Here is a 20,115-nt window from a genome sequence, read left to right on the forward strand (position 1 = left end):
CTGACCACCCTGACCGCCCGGCCGGTCAGCCGGCCGCCGGGGCCAGCAGCTGCGCGCGCTTGCGCACGATCAGCATGGCGATCTCCAGTGACTGCTCGTAGTTCAGCCGTGGGTCGACGCTGGAGCGGTAGGCGCGCTCGAGATCGGCATCGGTCAGTTCGCGGGCGCCGCCGGTGCATTCGGTGACGTTCTCGCCGGTCAGCTCCAGATGCACACCACCCAGCCGCGTGCCGGCCGCGGCGTGCAGGTCGAAGGCCTGCTCCAGCTCGCTGCGGATGTTGCCGAAGCGGCGCGTCTTGTAGCCGTTGCTGGCGGATTCGGTATTGCCGTGCATCGGGTCGCAGACCCAAAGCACGCGCCGCCCCTCGCGCCGCACCGCGTCCAGCAGCGGCGGCAGCCGCTCGGCGATCTGCGCTGCCCCCATGCGGTGGATCAGCGTCAGCCGGCCTGGCTCGTCGTCCGGGTTGAGGGCGTCGATCAGGCGCAGCAGCACGTCGGGCGTCACCGCCGGGCCGATCTTCACCGCCACCGGGTTGCGCACGCCGCGCAGGTACTCCACGTGCGCACCGTCCACCGCCGCCGTGCGCATGCCGATCCAGGGAAAATGCGTGGACAGGTTGAACCAGCCCCACTGACGCGGCACCTGCCGGGTCAGCGCCTCCTCGTAGGGCAGCAAAAGTGCCTCGTGCGAGGTGTAGAAATCGACTCGGTTGAGGTTGTGCACCTCCTCGCCCGACAGCGTCTCCATGAAGCGCACCGCGTCGCCGATGGCGGCGACCATGCGCTGGTATTCCTCGGCCAGCGGCGAGTGCGTGACCCAGCCCAGATCCCAGTACTCGGGGTGGTGCAGGTCGGCGAAGCCGCCGTCGATCAGCGCGCGGACGAAATTCATCGTCATCGCCGAGCGGGCGTGGCCCTTGATCATCCGGCGCGGATCGGGGATCCGTGCGGCCTCGCTGAACTCGGGGGCGTTGATGAAGTCGCCGCGGTAGCTCGGCAGGGTGACGCCGTCGCGGGTCTCGCTGTCGGCCGAGCGCGGCTTGGCGTACTGCCCGGCGAAGCGCCCCACCCGCACCACCGGCAGACGCAGCCCGTGCACCAGCACCAGGCTCATCTGCAACAACACCTTCAGGCGGTTGGAGATCAGCCCGGATTCGCAGTCGGCGAAGCTCTCGGCGCAATCGCCGCCCTGCAGCAGGAAGCGCCGCCCCTCCTGCGCCTCGGCCAACTGGCGCTTCAGCGCCAGGATCTCCCACGAGGTGACCAGCGGCGGCAACCGGCGCAGCTCGGCCAGGGCCTCGGCCAGCGCGCCGGCGTCGGGCCAGCTCGGCATCTGTGCCGCCGGCCTGGTGCGCCACGAATCGGGCGCCCAGTCGGTGGGCAGGTTGACCGGTTGCGGGCCGCGATCGACGGGAGGCATGAGGAAAGTCCGGGGTTTGTTGCGCTGCATCAAGGCATCATGCCACAGCGCACCGACGCCGCAAGCCCGGCGGCACGCAGGCTCAGCGCCGGCGGAAACCCGCCCACAGCGCGGCCGTGCCCAGCGCCATGAACCAGATCAGCGTCCAGGCCGGCATCGACAGGCCGAGGAAGGTCCAGTCCACCTCGGCGCACTCGCCCGAACCGCTGAACACCCTGACCAGCACCTCGCGCAGCGGGAAGGCCTCCAGCATGTATTCCAGCCCCGGCCCGCAGGCCGGCACCTCGTCGGCGGGCAGCGACTGCAGCCACACATGCCGCCCGGCGACCGTCATGCCGCCCGCCGCCGCCAGCGCCGCCAGCACGCCGTAGGCACGCCGCCCGCCGGCGGACTTCGGCCCATGGATCGCACCGAGCAGGAACACCGCCCCCAGCACCATGAACGCCACCCGCTGGAAGATGCACAGCGGGCACGGGTCGAGGAACATCACATGCTGCGCGTACAGCGCATAACCCAGCAGTGCCGCGCACAGCAGCGCGCCCAGCAGGTACTGCGCACGGAACGGCCAGGCAAAGGGATTGAAGCTCATCGGACAGCGAACTCTGGCGAACAAGGCGGGGACGGTAGCGCATCCTCCGACCGCTGGCGAGCCGGAACGTTCAGGCGCGACTGGCAAACGGACCCGGCACGAATTACCATCTGACCATTCTAGTCATATCGCGGAATATCCCGATGCGCGCGTGGCAGATCCAGGAAGCGAAAGCCCACTTCTCCGAACTCGTGCGCGAAGCCGAGCAGGACGGCCCCCAGGAGATCACCTGGCACGGCCGGCCGGTCGCGGTAGTGCTCTCGCGCAGCGAATACGAACGGCTCACCGGCACCGGCCAGTCGCTGGTCGAATTCATGCGCCGCTCGCCGCTGCATGGTGCCGAGGACATCGACCTCGACCGCGATCGCAGCCCCACGCGCGAGGTGCCGCTTTGAGCTATCTGATCGACACCAATGTGCTCTCGGAGCTGCGCCGGCGCGAGCCCGATGTCAACGTGAGCCGCTGGCTGGCCGAACGCCCGGCCACGACGCTGCACCTGAGCGTGCTCACCCTGGGCGAGCTGCGCAAGGGCATCGAGGCGCTGCCCGAGAGTCCCCGCAAGCGCACCCTGCTCGATTGGCTGGAAGTGGACCTGCCGGGATTCTTCGCCGGCCGCATCCTGCCGGTGGACGCGGCCGTGGCGGATCGCTGGGGCCGTCTGCTGGCGAGCGCGAGCCGCCCCATGCCCGCCATCGACAGCCTGCTCGCCGCCACCGCGATCACGCACGGGCTGACGCTGGTGACGCGCAACCTGCGCGATTTCGCGCACGCCGGGCTTCAACTGCTCGACCCTTGGCAGGCGTAGCCGAGCGCCTCAACTGCCCTCACCCCTGATGCCGCAACGCCTCGATCGGGTCGAGCCGGGCGGCCTTGCGCGCCGGGTAGTAGCCGAAGAACAGGCCGGTGGCGACCGAGAAGCCGGTCGCCAGGGCGATCACGTTGAGGTTCAGCTCGACCGGAAGCGCGCCGAAGCGGCTGGTCAGCAGGGCGCCGGCGATGCCGATGGCGATGCCGATCACGCCGCCGCCGAGCGAGAGCATCATCGCCTCGGCCAGGAACTGCGCCTGCACCTGGCGCGGGCCGGCGCCGACCGCCATGCGCAGGCCGATCTCGCGGGTCCGCTCGGTCACCGAGACCAGCATGATGTTCATGATGCCGATGCCGCCGACGATCAGCGAAATGGAGGCGACCGCGCCGAGCAGCAGCGACATCAGCCGGGTGGTCTGGGTGCGGGCGCTGACGATCTCGGTGAGGTTGCGCACGACGAAGTCGTCCTCGCCGCCGGGCGGGATGCGGTGGCGCTGGCGCAGCAGTTCGACGAGCTCGCGCTCGACGTGCGGCAGATCCTCGGCGCGGGCGGTGCTGACCGAGATCTGCATCACTCGCCCGGGGCCGATGTTGAGGTTGCTCATCAGCCGGCGGCGCGCGGTTTCCAGCGGCACGACGATGACATCGTCCTGGTCGCCACCCCAGCCGCTCTGCCCGCGTGGCGACAGCACGCCGGCGACGGTGAACGGCACGCGGCCGACGCGGATCGTGGCGCCGGTGGGATCGGCATCGCCGAACAGCCGCTCGCGTACGGTCTGCCCGAGCAGCACGCGCTTGGCGGCGGCGCCGTAGTCGCGTTCGTCGAAGTGTTCACCCAGCGCGACTTCCCAGCCGTTGATCGGAAACCAGTCCGGCTGCACGCCGACCCACTGTGTGGACCAGTTCTGCTCGGCATTCACCACCTGGGTGCCGCCGCGCAGGCTGGCGGCGACGTACTGCACCTCGGGGATGTCGGCGCGGATGGCGTCGGCATCGCCCTCGGTCAGCGACATGATGCTGCCGGCGCCGATGCGCACCGCGCCCTGTCGGCCGGAGCCGGGGAAGATCTCGATCCGGTTGGAGCCCAGCCGCGAGATGGTGCGGTCGAGCTCGGCCTGGGTGCCCTGCCCCACCGACACCATCACGATGACCGCGGCGATGCCGATGATCACGCCCAGCGCGGTCAGGACGCTGCGCAGCCAGTTGCCGCGCAGGGCGAAGGCGGCCATGCCGAGGATGTCGAGCAGGGTCGCGCTGGCGATGCCAGGCGCGGAGCGGGTGTGACCACCATCTGCGCTCATGCGGCCTCCCGGGTCGCTTCGTGCAGCTCGCCGTCGCGCATGTGGAACACGCGGTCGGCGTAAGCGGCGATGGGCGGCTCGTGGGTGATGACCACGATGGTGTGACCGGCCGCCTGCAGACGCTTGAACAGGGCCATGATCTCTTCGCTGGTCCGGGTGTCGAGCGCGCCGGTGGGCTCGTCGGCGAGGATGATCGGCGCGGCGTTGATCAGCGCGCGGGCGATGGCGACACGCTGCTGCTGGCCGCCGGACAGCTCGCTCGGCTTGTGCCGGGCACGCTCGGCCAGGCCGACCTCGGCCAGCGCGCGTTCGGCGCGCGGGCGGCGTTCGGCGCGCGGCACGCCGGCGTAGATCAGCGGCATCATCACGTTGTCCAGCGCGCTCATCCGTGCGAGCAGGTGGAAGCCCTGGAAGACGAAGCCGATCTTTTCCAGCCGCAGCCGCGCGCGCTGCTCGGCGTCGAGCGTGGCGACATCGACGCCGTCGCAGAAGTAGGAACCGCCGCTGGGCGTGTCGAGGCAGCCGATCAGGTTCATCAGGGTGGACTTGCCCGAGCCGGACGGCCCCATGATGGCGACGAACTCGCCGTGCTCGACCCGCAGCGACACGCCGCGCAGCGCGACCACCTCGGCGGGCGTGCCCTCGGCGTAGACCTTGCGCAGGCCGTCGATGGCGATGACGGGATTGCGGCCACTCACACTCATCGCGCGCTGCGCTCCTGGCCGACGATGACGCGCTCGCCCTCGGCCAGCGCGCCGCCGACGATCTCGGTGTGGGTGGCGTCGGACAGGCCGGCCCGCGCTTCGACGGCGACGGCGCGGCCGTTCTCCTCCTTCCAGAGGGTCACCCGGCGCGCCGTGAGCAGCTCAGCCACGGCCTGTTCGAAGCGGCGACGCTGGCCGTCGTCGAGGCTGGCGCGGAAATCGCCATAGCTGTCGAGCACGCGCTTGAGCACCATCTGCCGGATCATCTCGGGCGACGGCGCGGCGCCTCCGGCGTTGCCGCCCATCACCATCATGCCGCCGCCTCCGCCGGCCATGCCCGGACCGCCCGGACCGCCGGGCGGGCGCTGGCCCTGCGCCTGCGCCATGCGCTCGCGCTGGGCCGCATGATCACGCTCGAAGGCCTCGCGCTGCGCCGGGCTCAAACCCAGACCGTCGACGATGCGCGGCAGATCCTCGCCGAGGTTGAAGCCCATCCGGCCGCCGCGGGCGGGCGGCGTCTCGGCCGGCGCGTCGGCCGGGCGGAAGCGCAGCGCGGCATTGGGCACACGCAGCACATTCTCGCGGCGGTTCACTTCGATCTCGGCATTCGCTGTCATCCCCGGCAGCAGGCTGCCATCGGGGTTGTCGACCAGCACCACCACCGGGTAGGTGATCACGTTCTGGGTGTTGCTGGCGGCCAGCCGCACCTGCTGCACGCTGCCGTGGAAGTCGCGCCCGGGAAAGGCATCCACGGTGAAACGCACGCCTTGCCCGGCGCGGATCTGGCCGACATCGGACTCGTCGATCGACAGCTCGATCTGCATCTTGGCCAGATCCTCGGCGATCTGGAACAGCACCGGGGTCTGGAAGCTGGCGGCCACGGTCTGCCCCGGCTCGACCGCGCGCAACAGCACCACGCCGTCGACCGGCGAGCGGATTTCGGTATGCGACAGGTCGAGCTCGGCATTGGCCACCGCCGCCTGCCGCTGCGCCACCGCCGCCTCGGCCGAGCCGACCCGGGCGCGCGCCTGGTCGCGGACGGTGAGCGCGAGATCGGCCTCGCTGCGGGCGATCAGCTGGCGCTCGGCCAGTTCCCGCTTGCGGCGGTAATCGGCCTCGGCGTTGCGCAGGCTGGCGCGCGCCTCCTCCAGCGAGGCGCGGGCACTGGCGAGGTCGGCGCGGACCTGGGTCAGCCGCGCCTGGAAGGTGGCCGGGTCGATGCGGGCGATCACCTGGCCGCGCTCGACGCGGTCATTGAAATCGGCATGCACGCTGAGGATCTGCCCGGACACCTGCGAGCCGATGTCGACCGTCGACAGCGCGCGCAGGCTGCCGGTGGCCGAGATCGACACCCGCACCGTGCCACGCTCGACCTCGGCGGTGCGCCAGGCCCGCGGCGGATTGGCGTCGCGCCCCGACCAGTACCAGCCGGCGGCGGCCACGGCGACGGCGGCGAGCGCGAGCATCGGCCAGCGACGGCGGAAGAACGAGGACTGGGGACGGTGGGCGGGGCTGGTCATGCGTGGCGTGTCTCCGTGGCGTGGGGGGCGGGATTCCGTTCGGCGGTCGCCGGCTGGACGGCCGGACTCGTGTCAACGATGCACGAACGGAAAATCCGTCGCAGCCGATGGCTGCCGGTGGCCGGCAGGCGGCGGCACGCGGGCATCACTCGCGCAACGGCCTGGCTGTGGGGAAGCGGATGCACGCGCGGGTGCCGCGGCCGGGCACGCTCTCCAGCGTCACCGGCCAGCCGAAACGCTCCGACAGCCGGCGGACGATGGACAGCCCGATGCCATGGCCGCCGCGCTGGCCGTCGCCGCCGCGGTAGAACGGCTCGAAGGCACGGCGCAGCTCCTCCTCGCTCATGCCGATGCCAGTGTCCTCGATCTCCACGCTGCGCTCGAGCACCCGCACGACGACCTCGCCCTGATCGGTGTATTTGCAGGCGTTGCGCAGCAGGTTGCCGAACAGCACGGCGAACACCCGCGCCGGCGCGCGCAGGGCAAACGCGGCCGACTCCTCGATGCGCAGCGCGACCGGCTTGTGGCCGATCAGCGGACGCACCTTGTCGACCTCGTCGCGGACCACGTCATTGACCACGAAATCCTCGTCCGGGAGACCGACATCGCCCTCGCGGGCGAGGATCAGGAAGGCCTCGACCAGCGCCTCCATGTCGCGCACGGCAGCCTGGATCCGGCCCACCGAGCGCTGCGCGCTCGCGGGCAGTCCCTCGACCGTCTGCAGCAGATCACTGGCCATCCGGATCACGGTGATCGGTGTGCGCAGCTCATGGCTGGCGTCGCGGGTGAAGTTGCGCTCGCGTTCGACGAAGCTCTCCAGCCGGGTGGCGAAGTCGTGCAGGGAGGAAGCCAGCAGCAGCGTCTCGCCTTCCACGTCGACGGGCAGCGCGGCCGGGTCCAGCGACGTGGTGTCCGGCCGCTTCGGATCCCAATGCCTGACGATGTTCGACAGCCAGATGATCGGCGACACCGCGCGCCGGGACATGCGGTAAGTGGCCCAGGCGATCACGTAGATCACCAGCAGCACCAGCACCAGCGGCACCACACCGAACCAGAACGCCAGCGCATCGACCTGGGTCTGCTTGAACACCAGGTACAGCCGCCCGCCCGGCCCGTCCTCGACATGCACCAGCGCCCCGCCCTGCGAACGCGGCAGGCTGTGGTAGCCGGGTGGCAGCGGGCGCAGGTCGGCGGGAAGGTGGCCGTCGTCCCCGCCCGGTGGCACCAGATGGCCCTTCATGTTGTAGGTGTCGGGCAGACCCACGCCGGGATCGGCCGCGTAGCGGCTCCAGAAGTGCGCCGCCTCCTCCTGCAGGGCACGGTTGATCAGCACGTGCTTGAGCACCGCCGAGGCACCGTAGACGCCGAGGATGGTGGCGAAGCTGATCGCCGCCACCTGCAGGATGAAGGCGACCCAGATCTTGCGGCGCAGACCGCTGCGTTCGATGGTCATGACGGGCCTGGCGCGCGACCGGCGGCGGGGACGGCGGGGCGACGGCTCACGTGCTGGGCGGCGCGTCGAGATCGGCGATGCGGTAGCCCGCGCTCTGCACGGTGTGCAGCAGCTCCTTGCCGAACGGCTTGTCGATGGCCTTGCGCAGGTTGTACAGGTGGCTGCGCAGGGTGTCCGAATCGGGCAGCGCGTCGCCCCAGATCTCGCGCTCGATGTCGCGCCGGCTCACCACCCGCGGCGACTCGCGCATCAGGATCGACAGCAGGCGCAGCCCGATCGGCGACAGGGTGATTTCCCGACCGGCGCGGGTCACCCGCAGGCTGGCGGTGTCCAGCACCAGGTCGGCCACCTTCAGCACCTCGGCGCTGACCTGGCGGCGCTCGCGGCGGATCAGCGCGCGCAGGCGGGCCTCCAGCTCCTGGATGGCGAAGGGCTTGACCAGGTAGTCGTCGGCACCGGCGTCCAGCCCGGTGACCTTGTCATCCAGCGTGTCGCGGGCGGTGAGCATCAGCACCGGCGTGGACTTCTTGGCGTCGTGGCGCAGCCGTCGGCAGACTTCGATGCCGTCCAGCCGCGGCAGCATCAGGTCGAGGATGATGGCGTCGTAGCTGTTGTCCACCGCCAGCCGGTAGCCGTCCAGGCCGTCGGCGGCGTAGTCCACGCCGAAGCCGCGGCCCTCCAGATACTCGCTGACCATCTCGGCGATGTTGCGGTTGTCTTCGACCAGCAGGACCAGACCGGCGGGTTCTTCGCGTGAGCGCATGGCCAATCTCCATGCCGAAGGGGTCTTCAGCTTTGTGAAGAGTAGACGCGGGCGACGGTGAGCACGGCGTGAAGCCGCCGCGGTGATGCCGGGGCGGCGTCAGAGCAGCGGCCGCAGCAGCGGCCAGACGTTCTCCAGCAGCCGCGGCTGCGCCTCGGCGGTGGGATGGATGCCATCGGCCTGCATCAGCGCCGGGTCCAGCGCGACACCGTCGAGCAGGAACGGCAGCAACGGCACGCCGTGTTCGGCGGCCAGCTCGTCGAAAACCGCGCGCAGGCGGTCGCGATAGGCCGAACCGTAGTTGGGCGGGATGTCGATGCCCAGCAGCAGCACCTTCGCCCCGGCTTCACGGCTGAGCACGATCATCCGCTCGAGGTTGGCGCGCACCTGCGCCGGCGGCAGCCCGCGCAGGCCGTCGTTGCCGCCGAGCGCGATCACCACCACGCCGGGACGGTGTGTCTCCAGCAGCGCCGGCAACCGGCTCAGCCCGCCCGCGGTAGTCTCGCCGCTGATGCTGGCATTGATGACTTCCGGCGCTGCCGCCATCTCCTGCCTGAGGCGATCCTGCAGCAGGGCCACCCAGCCGGCCTCGGCCGGCATGTTGTGGGCGGCGCTGAGGCTGTCGCCCAGCACCAGCACCGGACGCGCCAGCGCCGCGCCCACCAGGCACACGAACAGGAACAGCGAACGGATGAAGACGGAAGGCAATGCGGTCATACGCGCCAGGCAGGTCGGCAAGTCGGTGGTCGGGCCCGAGGGCGAGCTCAAGATACTGGACGCGGTCGAGCTGTCCGTGAACGCGGGCGAAAGCGTGGCCATCGTCGGCGCCTCCGGCTCGGGCAAGACCACGCTGCTCGGCCTGCTCGCCGGCCTGGACCTGCCCACCCGCGGCGAAATCACGCTGGCCGGCGCGCGGCTCGACCGGCTCGACGAGGAAGCCCGCGCGACGCTGCGCGCCGAGCAGGTCGGCTTCGTGTTCCAGAGCTTTCACCTGCTGCCGGCGCTGACCGCCGAGGAGAACGTCGCCCTGCCGCTGGAGCTCAACGGCGGCGTCGACGCCGCGCGCGTGGACGAGGTGCTGGCGCTGGTCGGCCTCACCGCCCGCCGCCGCCACTACCCGCGCCAGCTCTCCGGCGGCGAGCAGCAGCGCGTGGCGCTGGCGCGCGCCTTCGTCACCCGGCCGCGCATCCTGTTCGCCGACGAGCCCACCGGCAACCTCGACCAGAGTACCGGCCGGCAGATCTCCGACCTGCTGTTCCAGCTCAACCGCGAGCACGGCACCACCCTGGTGCTGGTCACCCACGACCTCGCCCTTGCCCGCCGCTGCGACCACGTCTACCGCCTCGACGGCGGCCGGCTGCGCGAAGAGGCCGCGGCATGAGGATGCTGCCCTTCGCCTGGCGCTCGCTGCGCCGCGAACTGCGCGGCGGCGACCTGCTCACCGTCGCCGCCGCGCTGGTGCTCGGCGTGGCGGTGATGACCGCGGTCGGCACCCTGGTCAACCGCGTCACGCTGGCGCTCACGCAGAGCGCGGCCGAGATCATCGGCGGCGACTTCGGCGTCGCTGCACGCCAGCCTCTGCCGGAAGACTGGGCCGGGGAAGCCAGTCGCCGCGGCCTGAAGACGGCACGCATCGTGAGCTTCCCGAGCGTGCTGTTCGCCGGCGAGCGCAGCCAGCTCGCCGACATCAAGGCCGTCGATGCCGGCTACCCGCTGCGCGGCACGCTGGAAACCACCGCCGACCTCGCCGGCCTGGATCCCGAGGCCACGCCCGCGCCGCAACCGGGCGAAGCCTACGCCGACGCCCGCCTGCTCGATGCGCTGGGCCTGCGCCCCGGCGACACGCTGGAATTCGGCCACGGCGAGCTGCGCATCACCCGCCGCCTGCATGCCGAGCCGGACAGCAGCGGCGAGCTGTTCCAGCTCGCGCCGCGGCTGCTGGTCAATCTCGCCGATGTCGAGGCGGCCGGCCTGCTCGGCCCGGGCAGCCGCGCCCAGCACCGGCTGATGTTCGCCGGCAGTCCCGCGCAGATCGACGCCTTCCGCGACTGGCTGCGCCCGCGGCTCGACGGCCACCGGCTGATCTCCATCGCCGATGCCGAGCAGCAGTTGCGCGGCAGCTTCGAGCGCGCGCAACGCTTCCTCGCGCTCGCCGCCCTGCTCGCCGTGCTGCTGGCCGGCGTCGCCACCGCGCTGGCCGCCAACCGCTTCGCGCTGCGGCAGATCGACGCGGTCGCCATCCTGCGCTGCCTGGGTGCGCCGCAGAACCGCGTGCTCGGCGCGCTGGCGCTGCAACTGCTGCTGCTCGCGGTGCCGGCCTCGCTGCTCGGCCTCGCGCTCGGCCTGATCGCGCAGGCCGGGCTGGTCGAGGCGCTGGGCACGCTGCTGCCGGACCGCCTGCCGCTGCCGCAGGCCACGCCGGCGCTGGCCGGCATCGCCATCGGCGGTGTGCTGCTGCTGGGCTTCGGCCTGCCGCCGCTGCTGCGGCTGCGCGGCGTGCCGCCGGTGCGGGTGCTCAATCGCAGTCTCGGCGCACGGCCGGCGCTGCCGGTGCTGGTGTATCTGGCCGCACTGGCCGCGGCGGTCGCACTGGTGGTGTTCGCCACCCGCGACCCGCGGCTGGCGCAGTACGTGCTCGGCGGGCTGGCCGCGCTCGCCGCCGCGGCCGGCCTGCTCGGCTGGGCGATGCTGGTCGTGCTCAAGCGCCTGCAGCGCCACCTGCGCGGGCCGTGGCGGCTGGGGCTGGCCGCGCTCGCCCGCCGCCGCAGCCTGAGCGTGGTGCAGCTGGTGGGCCTGTCGCTGTCGCTGTGCGCGCTGCTGCTGCTCGCCGCCGTCGGCCCGGCGCTGCTGCAGCAGTGGCGCGACCAGTTGCCGGCCGACACGCCCAACTACTTCCTGCTCAACGTGCAGCCGGCACAGGCGCAGGATGTGCTCGCCGCGCTGCGCGACCTCGGTGTGGACGCGCCACGGCTGGAACCGTTCGCCACCGGCCGGCTGGTCGCGATCAACGGCCGCCCGCCGGCGGAGCTGAGCTTCCCCGACGCCAGCGCCGCCAACTGGCTGGACCGCCCGATCAACTTCAGCTGGCGCGAGGATTTCCCGCCCGCCAACACGCTGGTCGCGGGCGAGTACTGGCGGCCTGGCAGCCGCGCGGCGGAGGTGTCGGTGGAAACCGGCTGGGCGCGGCGCTTCGGCCTGAAAGTGGGCGACACGCTCACCCTGCGTCTGGGCGAGCGCGATTTCACCGCGACCATCAGCAACCTGCGCAAGGCCGACTGGGACAGTTTCCGGGTGAACTTCTTCCTGCTGCTCAACCCCGGCGCGCTGGGCGAGGACGCGCCCGCCTACAACCTGATCTCCAGCTTCCACCTGCCGCCCGGCCGCGACCGCGAACTGGCGGCGCTGACCCGCGCCCATCCCAACCTGTCGCTGCTGGACATCGACGCCATCCTGTCGCGGGTGCGCGAGGTGATCGGCCGCGTGGTCGAGGCGGTGCAGCTGGTGCTGGCCTTCAGCCTCGCCGCCGGCGTGCTGGTGCTGCTGGCCGCACTGCAGGCCACCGGCGGCGAGCGCCGCCACGAAAGCGCCGTCTTGCGCACGCTCGGCGCCCGCCGCGCGCAGTTGCGTGGCGCGGTGCTGGTCGAATTCGCCGTGCTCGGCGGCATGGCCGCGCTGCTGGCGGTGGGCGGCGCGGCGGCGACCGGCTGGCTGGTGGCGCGCGAGCTGTTCCAGCTCGCCCCGGCGCTGCCGTGGGATCGCCTGCTGGCCGGCGGCTTCGGCGGCATCGCCATCGCCATGCTCGCCGGCTGGTGGGGCACCCGCCGCATCGTCCGCACGCCGCCAGCGCGGGCACTGCGCGAGGCGACCTGAGTGACGGGACCGGGCTGGGGAAGACATTCATCACCCACCCTGCCGGCACACCGTAGAATCCGCGCGATCCGCCGGCACCCTGCGACGCCGGCCCCGCCCCGGACACCGCCATGCCCGCCCCGCTGACGCCCTACCTGCTGCCGATCGCGCTGCTGTTCGCCTCGAACGTGTTCATGACCTTCGCCTGGTACGGCCACCTGAAGTTCAAGGCCGCGCCGCTGCTGACGGTGATCGCTGTGAGCTGGCTGATCGCGCTGCCCGAATACGCGCTGCAGGTGCCGGCCAACCGCATCGGCCACGGCGTCTACTCGGCGGTGCAGCTCAAGACGATCCAGGAGTTCGTGACGCTGACCGTGTTCGTCGGCTTCTCGGTCTGGTACCTGGGCGAGCCGATCAAGTGGAACCACCTGGCCGGCTTCGCGCTGATGGTGCTGGCGGCGTGGCTGATCTTCTGGACTGAATCCTGGACTGAACCCTGGACTGGATCAGAACCGGATGCGGCCGGTGAGCATGTCCTTGAACATCACCCAGTCGCCGACCAGCGAATACAGCGGATACGTGAAGGTGGCCGGGCGGTTCTTCTCGAAGAAGAAATGCCCGACCCAGGCGAAGCCGTAGCCGATCACCGGCAGGCCGAGCAGCCACCACGGCGAAAGCGCGCCGGCGATCACCGCGCCCAGCACGCCCAGCACCAAGGCACTGCCGACGAAGTGCAGCCGCCGGCAGGTGCGGTCGCTGTGTTCGCTCAGGTAGTAGGGATAGAACTCGCGGAAGCTGGCGTAACGCTGGGGCATCGAGGCTCACCTCCGGTTGGCAGCGTGCGCCCTGCGCCTGTGCGGTTCAAGCTGCACCGCAGCGAACGGACAGCGCCCGGAAACGAGTGAACAGGCGTGAGAAACGAGGGAAAGCCCGGCGTCGTTGCCACTGACGCGGCCGTGGCCGCGACGTGGCCTTTCAATGGATCCCGGCGTTGGTCGGGATGACGAGAACCCGGACGCCCGGAGCAGCCGCTGTCCAGCCTGGTTTCTCACGCCTCCTCACTCACGCCTCCTCACTCACGCCTCCTCACTCACTCCTCCTCACTCACTCCTCCTCACTCACTCCTCCTCACTCACTCCTCCTCACTCACTCCTCCTCACTCACTCCTGCTCTTCTCTTCGGCCTTGGCGCGGTCCCAGTAGGCGTCCTGCTGCTCCAGCGCGAGCGTGGCCAGGTCCACGCCGTCGGCGGCGGCGAGCTGTTCCATGCGGCGGAAGCGGCGCTCGAACTTGTGGTTGGCGCGGCGCAGCGCGGCACCGAAGTCCACCCTGGCGTGGCGGGCGAGATTGACGCAGACGAACAGCACGTCGCCGATCTCGTCCTCCAGCCGGTCGCGGTCGGCGCCGGCCTCGAGCTCTTCGCGCACTTCGTCGATCTCCTCGTGCAGCTTGGCGATCACCGGCTCGATGCCCGGCCAGTCGAAGCCGACCCGGGCGGCGCGCTGCTGCAGCTTGGTGGCGCGCTGCCACTCGGCCAGGCCGCGGCCGATGCCGGCCAGCACGCTGCGGTCCTCGCCCTTGCCCTCACGCTCGCGGCGCTTGTGCTCCTCCCAGGCCACGGTCTGCGCCTCGGCGTCCTCGACGCTGGCATCCCCGAACACGTGCGGATGACGGCGCTCCATCTTGTCGCAGATCGAGGCCACCACGTCGCGGAAGTCGAAGCGGCCCTGCTCCTCCGCCATGCGGGCATGGAAAACCACCTGCAGCAGCAGATCGCCCAGCTCGTCGCGCAGGTCGTCGAAGTCGCCGCGGTCGATGGCGTCGGCGACCTCGTAGGCCTCCTCGACGGTGTAGGGCGCGATGGTCGCGAAGGTCTGCTTCACGTCCCACGGGCAGCCGCGCCCGGGATCGCGCAGACGGGCCATGATGTGGAGCAGGCGGTCGATGTCGGTGGACATGGGGGCGGGACTCGGGACTCGGAAACCGGAAACCGGAAACCGGAAACCGGAAAAACATGCTTGCTTCGCCACTCCCGCGAAAGCGGGAGTGCTGTGTCATCTTGCCATCGCCCCGCCCGCTTCCCCGCTGCGGCCGGGACAGCGCAACGCGCTCTTCCGGCTACCGGCTGCCGGCTGCCGGTTCCCCGCTTCCAACCACCCACTCCCGCCACGGCAGCGAGGGGTCGCCGAGCGCGATGAAGTCGGGGTTGAGCAGCGATGCCTTGCGGTTGTAGCGCAGCGGCGAGCCGTCGAGGGCGAGCACGGCCCCGCCGGCGGCTTCCAGCACGCACTGGGCGGCGGCGGTGTCCCATTCGCTGGTCGGGCCGAAGCGCGGATAGACATCGGCCAGGCCTTCGGCGATGCGGCAGAACTTGAGCGAGGAACCCAGGCCGAACGTCTGCACCTCGCCCATCCGCGCCAATGCGGCGGCGGTGCGCTCGTCCAGGTGCGAGCGGCTGGCGGCCACACGCAACGGCGCCCGCGCGGGGCATTGCGTACGCAGCGGCTCGTCGCAGCCGTCGGGCAGGCGCAGGAAGGCACCGACGCCACGTTCGGCGTGGACCATGTGGTCGAGCACCGGCGCATACACCACGCCCAGCACCGGTTCGCCGTCCTCGACCAGGGCGATGTTGACGGTGAATTCGCCGTTCTTCTTGACGAACTCGCGGGTGCCGTCGAGCGGATCGACCAGCCAGTGACGGCGCCACGACCGGCGCACCTCCCAGGGGATATCGGCGCCTTCCTCGGACAGCACCGGGATGTCCGGCGCCAGCGCCGTCAGTCCGGCCACGATCAGCCGGTGTGCGGCCAGGTCGGCCGCCGTCAGCGGTGAGCGGTCGTCCTTGGCGGTGACGTCGAAATCCTGCCGGTAGATGGCCAGGATGGCGGCGCCAGCCTGTCGCGCCAGCCGGATGCAGCCCTCGCGCAGCTCAGGCATCACCACCCCCGCTGCCACGCCGCTGCAGGTATTCGCGGACGATGAACAGCGCGGCCAGCGCGCGTCCCTCGGAAAAGTCCTCGCGCAGCATCAGCTCGTGCAGGGCGTCGAAGCGCCACGGAATCACCTCGGGCAGTTCGGGTTCGTCGCCCGGCAGGCGCTCGGGATACAGATCCTCGGCCAGCACCAGATGGGTCTGGTGGCCCATGTACGCGGGCGCCAGCGTCAGCGGGCGCAACAGCGTCAGGCGACGGCCGCCGAAGCCGGCCTCTTCCTTCAGCTCGCGGTTGGCGGCCTGCAGCGGGGTCTCGCCGGCGTCGATGCGCCCTTTCGGCAGGCCCAGCTCGTAGCGATGCACGCCGCAGGCGTATTCGCGGACCAGCAGCACCGTATCCGGATCGGGAACCGCGGCAATGATCACCGCGCCGGGGCCGCGCGGCTTCATGCGCGTGTAGCGGCGACGCTCGCCGTTGCTGAACTCCAGGTCCAGCTCCTCGATGCGGTTGCGGCCCTCGTCGCGTTCGACGATGCCGTGGATGGTCGGCAATTGCCTGTTCAACGCGATTCCCTCCGGGGAAATTCCAGCCAGCGCCCGTCCAGCCGCAACACACGTCCGCCCCCGGGCAACGGCTGACCGACCCATTGCAGCGCTTCGGCCGCAGCGGCGTCGCGGGCGTCGAGCAGCAGCTCGGCACGGTAGCCGCCGGCATCGAGACGGAAATCGCCGGCCACGGCCAGCGGGCCGCCGTCGTCGTCGAGCGTACCGCCGATGCCGCCATCCGGCTGCAGGCCGAAACGGGCATGGATCCCGCCGAGCGCGGCGCGCGCCGCGCCGCTGACGGCGGCCTGGCGCCAGACGGCATCGCCTTCGAGCAGGCGCGGCTCGCGGCCGGCGAACTCGGCGCGCGCGACGTTCACCTCGACGCGGCCGTGCGGCTGCAGCGCCGGCGTGTCCAGCACCCGTTGCAGCACCGTGGCGGGGAACTCGGCACGCACGGCGTCGGCGCGCAGCACGCCGAAGCCGTAGGCCAGCCGGCCCCGCGCATGGCGGTCGCCGCCCTGCCAGTCGAGCTCGACATCGAGGATCCCGCGCAGCAGCGCCAGCGGACGGACGCGCCATTGCAGGCGGCCGTAATCGTGCATGCCGATCAGCGCCCGCCCGGCCTGGCCGCGCCAGACCGTGCCGGACACCTCCTCGAAGCGCAGCCCGGGAACGCGCGACTCGACCTGCCGCAAGGCGACCGACGCGGGCAGGAACACCAGCAGCGCGGCCACGAAGACCAGCACGAACGCGGCGACCCACCACGCACGCCGCATCAGCGCGCTCCTTCGCGCAGCAGCAGGCGGGCATCGACACGCCCGGCCGCGGCGGCACGCTGCGCGGAAAACTCCTCGATCACGATGCCGGCGGCGGCGGCACGTTCCAGCCAGCCGGCCAGCAGGTCGAAGTCGGCGCCGCCGAACTGCACCCGCACACGGTCGCTGCCCTGCGGCTCGACGGCGAGCAGGCTCGATGCCAGCCCCGCCTCGCGCACACCGGCGTCGACACGGGCGAGCAGCGAGCGGCCATCGGCCGAGGGCGTCACGACCACACCGCCACGCGCGATCAGCCGTTCGGCGGCCGGGCGCATCCAGGCCAGCGCGGCGGCGTTGTCGGCGGCTTCCGCGCGCAAGGCCTCGCGCGAGCGCGCCAGCGGATCCCAGACGAAGGCCCACAGCAGCATCGCCGCCGCCAGCACCGCGCCGACGGCGAGGATGCGGCGATCGCGCGCCGACAGCGAAGCCAGCCAGGCGCTCATGCGCCGCCCCCGATCCGCAGCCGGCCCTCGACGCCGCGGCTGCCGGGCGTGGCGGCGGTCAGCTCCACCCGCAGCGCGGCGGCGGCCAGGCGTGCACGCAAGGCATCGAGCGCGGCAACATCGGGCGCGGTGACGGTGAGCTCGAGCACGCCGTTGCGGTAGTCGAGCGCATCGAGCACGGTCGCGGCATCGGCGCTCAGCGCCGGCGCGGCGGCGGCGAGCAGGTCGAGCGCGGCATCGCCACCGCCCTCGCCGCCCGCCGCCAGCGCGGCGCGCAGTTGCTGGACGGGATCGACGATGCGCTGCGTGCCGGGCACGGCGGCGCGCAACAGCTGCGCCATTTCCTCGCGCTGCGCCGCGACGTGCGCGGCGAGCTGCTGGCGTTCGACCGCCAGATGCACGACGCCGAGCGCAACCGCGACGCCGGCGGCAAGGGCGGCGTGGCGCCAGGCCCGCGCGGCCCCCTCGCGGCGGCGACGCGGCGCGTAGCCGCCCTGCAGCAGATCGAGCGGAAGCCCGTCCACCAACGCGGCGGCATAGGCATGCAGCGCGTCGTCGACGCGGCGTGTGATCACCGTCGCAGGCAGATCGGGCTGCGCGCCGGCCGCCAGCGTCGCCTCGACCGGACCGGCCGGCAGAAAGGCCGGCAGCTCCTCCGGCGTCAGCACCAGCGCATGGCTCTCGTCGCCGCGCAGCAGCACACGGCCTGGCTCGGCCAGCAGGCTGCCGACCGGCAGCAGCAGCGGCTCGGGCACCAGCGCGTCCGGCTCCAGCCCGGCCGCACGCAGGGTCGCCAGGTGTGCGTCGAGCCGCTCGCGGGCGATCACCGCCACCAGCACCCGCGCCGGATCACTCGCCGGCGCCCAGGCGACGTGCTGGGTTTCCACCGGCATCGCCAGTCGATCCTCGATGGCATAGGGCAGCGCCCGGGCGAGCTGTTTCTCGCTGCGCGCCACCCGCGGCGCACCGAGCAGCAGCACGTCCTCGGCCGGCGCAATCGCGACCACCTCGTCGTGCGCACCGGCAGGCGGCAGACCGGCCGTCACCGCGCCCAGCGGACAGCCGTCGCGGCCGAGCGCAAGCCAGGCGGCACGGCCATCGGGAAGCAGGCGGATCAGGAGGCGGGGCATGGGGTGGATTCTAGCGGGTGTCGGAAGCCGGCAGCCGGTAGCCGGTAGCCGGAAACCGGTAACCGGTAACCGGAAGAGCTTGGCTGCGTCGCGCTCCGAGTCACGGCGGCAACTTGGGACGTCGGTGCAAGACACTGGACTCCCGCTTTCGCGGGAGATGGAGAAGCAAACAGGCCCTTCCTGTTTCCGTCCGGAAGGCCCATGCGGCAGAGCGCATCCCAAGGGCCTGACGTGTCCCAAGTGGTGATCGCACACGGCAAGCCCGATCGAACCGGTCGAGGCACAGGCGCGCACCCCAGTGTCAGACTCGTTGTCGTTTCGATACATCGACCTGATGAGCGACGAAGCTCAGCCGGCGGTCGCATGACTTGAGATACGCGAAGCACGGGCTGGCCGTCATGTTCCGGGGAGGAGAGCGGCCATGGCGATGAACCGGGTGCAGTTTCGAGCGGGGCTGTCGATGGCGGAGTTCATCCAGCGGTACGGGGCCGAGCCAAGTGCTGCCGGGCGTTGTATCGCGCACGCTGGCTCCGCGGCTTTTGCTGACCGACCTGCGGCGGCCGGGCGCGCTCGCGGTTCCGGCGCGCGGGGTGGGTGTACTACCCGTGCCGTGGCTGTCACCACCAGAGCACCCTCACCAGCGGCACAGTGTTCGCGGCCAGCAAGCTGCCCCTGACCACCTGGTTTCTGGCCCTGCACCTGCTCACGGCCAGCAAGACCAACCTGTTGGCGCTGGAACTCATGCGGCACCTGGGCGTGTGCTACCGCACGGCGTGGACGCTCAGGCACCGGATCATGCAGGCCATGGCCGAGCGGTAAGCGTCCGGCCACGACACCCTCCTTCCTGACCTGAATCTCCCGACCGTCGCTGGTTTCCCCAACGGAGGACCGGTCGATGGCGTGTTCGGAGGTGTGGCGGTGGCGGGCGCATGTGCGCTCGCAGGTGCGCAGCGGGTTGAGCCAGGTGGTGTACTGCCGGCTGTGGGGCATTCCGCGGTGGGAGTTCGCCGCGTGGCGGCGTCGGCTGTGGGGGCAGGAGGTGGCGCCGCTGCGGCTGCTGCCGATCGTGCGGAGGGACGGCTGATGCGGCTGCCGTCGCAGTGGTTCCTGGCGGTCGAGCCGATCGATCTGCGCTGCGGCATGGATCGGCTGGTGGATTGGATGCGATTGTCTACGAGTGTGGTGCCCGATCACACGTTGGCGCTGCGGTAGGTGTCGTGGCCAGACGCTTACCCACGAAGGAAGTTGAAGCCTGGTCTTAATCCCCGATTGGTGGGGGGGCGATCTGAACGCGCCGTGGGTCGCGTCACTGGTGCGCCTCTGCGCACGTCTTAATCCCCGATTGGTGGGGGGGCGATCTGAACCGTAATGGTGCGCTACATACGCTCACGCGTCACGCTCTTAATCCCCGATTGGTGGGGGGGCGATCTGAACTCGAGGCGGCCGCGCGGATCGAATCCGCGCGTATCTCTTAATCCCCGATTGGTGGGGGGGCGATCTGAACGGAGAAATGCCATGTACCTGAACAACGAACTCGCTCTTAATCCCCGATTGGTGGGGGGGCGATCTGAACCTACCCCGACGATCGACATCGATCGGTCCAGCCCGCTCTTAATCCCCGATTGGTGGGGGGGCGATCTGAACCTCGCACAGACGTTTACCGCGTCGCCTCGTCCTCGCTCTTAATCCCCGATTGGTGGGGGGGCGATCTGAACACGAGAGGAATTAGCAGTGATCGAAGATCTCGAACTCTTAATCCCCGATTGGTGGGGGGGCGATCTGAACGCGGCCGACGTGCTGAAGGCGCGGCCGAACCTTGGCTCTTAATCCCCGATTGGTGGGGG

General features: G+C 71.1%; 20 protein-coding genes, 2 pseudogenes and 1 CRISPR repeat array (1 of these 23 only partly in view). Of the genes and pseudogenes, 7 read left to right on the forward strand and 15 right to left on the reverse strand.

Annotated elements, in window-relative coordinates:
- Positions 1–25: 25 nt before the first annotated feature.
- Both HNQ58_RS08750 and HNQ58_RS08755 read right to left on the reverse strand, forming a co-directional pair.
- On the reverse strand, positions 26–1,420 hold the full coding sequence (locus HNQ58_RS08750) for a class II 3-deoxy-7-phosphoheptulonate synthase (RefSeq protein WP_183948531.1): 1,395 nt from the start codon (positions 1,418–1,420) through the stop codon (positions 26–28).
- A gap of 82 nt (positions 1,421–1,502) precedes the next feature.
- Positions 1,503–2,009 carry a disulfide bond formation protein B gene (locus tag HNQ58_RS08755; RefSeq protein WP_183948532.1) on the reverse strand — a complete coding sequence of 169 codons (507 nt, stop codon included), beginning with the start codon at positions 2,007–2,009 and terminating at the stop codon, positions 1,503–1,505.
- Between the two features lie 143 nt (positions 2,010–2,152).
- On the opposite strand from HNQ58_RS08755, the gene HNQ58_RS08760 reads away from it, so the two are divergent.
- Both HNQ58_RS08760 and HNQ58_RS08765 read left to right on the forward strand, forming a co-directional pair.
- Complete coding sequence (locus HNQ58_RS08760; protein ID WP_183948533.1) at positions 2,153–2,404, forward strand: type II toxin-antitoxin system Phd/YefM family antitoxin; 252 nt, start codon at positions 2,153–2,155, stop codon at positions 2,402–2,404.
- A complete protein-coding gene (locus HNQ58_RS08765; protein ID WP_183948534.1) occupies positions 2,401–2,814 on the forward strand; it encodes a type II toxin-antitoxin system VapC family toxin in 414 nt (137 codons plus the stop codon). Before HNQ58_RS08760 ends, HNQ58_RS08765 begins: the two co-directional genes overlap by 4 nt.
- Positions 2,815–2,833: 19 nt before the next feature.
- On the opposite strand, the gene HNQ58_RS08770 is transcribed toward HNQ58_RS08765, so the two are convergent.
- From HNQ58_RS08770 to HNQ58_RS08795, 6 genes are all read right to left on the reverse strand, one after another.
- The gene (locus tag HNQ58_RS08770; protein WP_183948535.1) at positions 2,834–4,117 is read right to left on the reverse strand and encodes an ABC transporter permease; all 1,284 of its coding nucleotides are present in this window, start codon (positions 4,115–4,117) and stop codon (positions 2,834–2,836) included.
- Positions 4,114–4,821: an ABC transporter ATP-binding protein gene (locus tag HNQ58_RS08775; protein ID WP_183948536.1), complete on the reverse strand. Its 708-nt coding sequence runs from the start codon at positions 4,819–4,821 to the stop codon at positions 4,114–4,116. Before HNQ58_RS08775 ends, HNQ58_RS08770 begins: the two co-directional genes overlap by 4 nt.
- Positions 4,818–6,341, reverse strand: a complete 1,524-nt coding sequence (locus HNQ58_RS08780) for an efflux RND transporter periplasmic adaptor subunit (RefSeq protein ID WP_183948537.1) — start codon at positions 6,339–6,341, stop codon at positions 4,818–4,820. Before HNQ58_RS08780 ends, HNQ58_RS08775 begins: the two co-directional genes overlap by 4 nt.
- 145 nt (positions 6,342–6,486) lie before the next feature.
- Positions 6,487–7,794: a sensor histidine kinase gene (locus tag HNQ58_RS08785; protein WP_183948538.1), complete on the reverse strand. Its 1,308-nt coding sequence runs from the start codon at positions 7,792–7,794 to the stop codon at positions 6,487–6,489.
- A gap of 46 nt (positions 7,795–7,840) precedes the next feature.
- Positions 7,841–8,557 (reverse strand): response regulator transcription factor, encoded by a 717-nt coding sequence (locus HNQ58_RS08790; RefSeq protein ID WP_183948539.1) that lies wholly within the window; start codon positions 8,555–8,557, stop codon positions 7,841–7,843.
- A 99-nt stretch (positions 8,558–8,656) separates the two neighbouring features.
- Positions 8,657–9,274, reverse strand: coding sequence for an arylesterase (locus tag HNQ58_RS08795; protein WP_183948540.1), 618 nt, complete (start codon positions 9,272–9,274; stop codon positions 8,657–8,659).
- Between HNQ58_RS08795 and HNQ58_RS08800 the strand changes: the two genes are divergently transcribed.
- The 3 genes and pseudogenes from HNQ58_RS08800 to HNQ58_RS08810 form a co-directional block, all read left to right on the forward strand.
- Positions 9,249–9,938 (forward strand): ABC transporter ATP-binding protein, encoded by a 690-nt coding sequence (locus tag HNQ58_RS08800; RefSeq protein WP_246417255.1) that lies wholly within the window; start codon positions 9,249–9,251, stop codon positions 9,936–9,938. The two genes, HNQ58_RS08795 and HNQ58_RS08800, sit on opposite strands and share 26 nt — an antisense overlap.
- Complete coding sequence (locus HNQ58_RS08805; protein WP_183948542.1) at positions 9,935–12,427, forward strand: ABC transporter permease; 2,493 nt, start codon at positions 9,935–9,937, stop codon at positions 12,425–12,427. The genes HNQ58_RS08800 and HNQ58_RS08805 overlap by 4 nt, the downstream gene beginning before the upstream one ends.
- Before the next feature lie 110 nt (positions 12,428–12,537).
- Positions 12,538–12,879: pseudogene (locus tag HNQ58_RS08810) on the forward strand (DMT family protein); the annotation flags it as partial.
- A 33-nt stretch (positions 12,880–12,912) separates the two neighbouring features.
- Here the strand turns inward: HNQ58_RS08810 and HNQ58_RS08815 are convergent.
- From HNQ58_RS08815 to gspL, 7 genes are all read right to left on the reverse strand, one after another.
- The gene (locus HNQ58_RS08815; protein ID WP_183948573.1) at positions 12,913–13,221 is read right to left on the reverse strand and encodes an Mpo1-like protein; all 309 of its coding nucleotides are present in this window, start codon (positions 13,219–13,221) and stop codon (positions 12,913–12,915) included.
- A 341-nt stretch (positions 13,222–13,562) separates the two neighbouring features.
- Positions 13,563–14,363, reverse strand: coding sequence for a nucleoside triphosphate pyrophosphohydrolase (mazG, locus tag HNQ58_RS08820; RefSeq protein ID WP_183948543.1), 801 nt, complete (start codon positions 14,361–14,363; stop codon positions 13,563–13,565).
- A 160-nt stretch (positions 14,364–14,523) separates the two neighbouring features.
- Positions 14,524–15,342: a 3'(2'),5'-bisphosphate nucleotidase CysQ gene (gene cysQ / locus HNQ58_RS08825; protein WP_183948544.1), complete on the reverse strand. Its 819-nt coding sequence runs from the start codon at positions 15,340–15,342 to the stop codon at positions 14,524–14,526.
- Positions 15,335–15,901, reverse strand: a complete 567-nt coding sequence (gene nudE, locus HNQ58_RS08830; RefSeq protein ID WP_183948545.1) for an ADP compounds hydrolase NudE — start codon at positions 15,899–15,901, stop codon at positions 15,335–15,337. The genes cysQ and nudE overlap by 8 nt, the downstream gene beginning before the upstream one ends.
- Positions 15,898–16,659, reverse strand: coding sequence for a type II secretion system protein N (gene gspN, locus HNQ58_RS08835; RefSeq protein ID WP_183948546.1), 762 nt, complete (start codon positions 16,657–16,659; stop codon positions 15,898–15,900). The genes nudE and gspN overlap by 4 nt, the downstream gene beginning before the upstream one ends.
- Positions 16,659–17,141 carry a type II secretion system protein GspM gene (gspM, locus tag HNQ58_RS08840; protein WP_183948547.1) on the reverse strand — a complete coding sequence of 161 codons (483 nt, stop codon included), beginning with the start codon at positions 17,139–17,141 and terminating at the stop codon, positions 16,659–16,661. Before gspM ends, gspN begins: the two co-directional genes overlap by 1 nt.
- Positions 17,138–18,271, reverse strand: a complete 1,134-nt coding sequence (gene gspL / locus HNQ58_RS08845; RefSeq protein WP_183948548.1) for a type II secretion system protein GspL — start codon at positions 18,269–18,271, stop codon at positions 17,138–17,140. Before gspL ends, gspM begins: the two co-directional genes overlap by 4 nt.
- 421 nt (positions 18,272–18,692) lie before the next feature.
- Here gspL and HNQ58_RS13420 point away from each other — a divergent pair.
- A pseudogene (locus HNQ58_RS13420) lies at positions 18,693–19,087 on the forward strand (transposase); the annotation flags it as partial.
- Positions 19,088–19,166: 79 nt separating this feature from the next.
- Positions 19,167–19,355, forward strand: coding sequence for an IS66 family insertion sequence element accessory protein TnpA (gene tnpA, locus HNQ58_RS08855; protein WP_183948550.1), 189 nt, complete (start codon positions 19,167–19,169; stop codon positions 19,353–19,355).
- Between the two features lie 171 nt (positions 19,356–19,526).
- A CRISPR array of direct repeats spans positions 19,527–20,115; the repeat unit is 36 nt; unit sequence CTCTTAATCCCCGATTGGTGGGGGGGCGATCTGAAC (it continues 367 nt past the right edge of the window).

The organism is Rehaibacterium terrae, assembly GCF_014202935.1.
Lineage (GTDB): Bacteria > Pseudomonadota > Gammaproteobacteria > Xanthomonadales > Xanthomonadaceae > Rehaibacterium > Rehaibacterium terrae.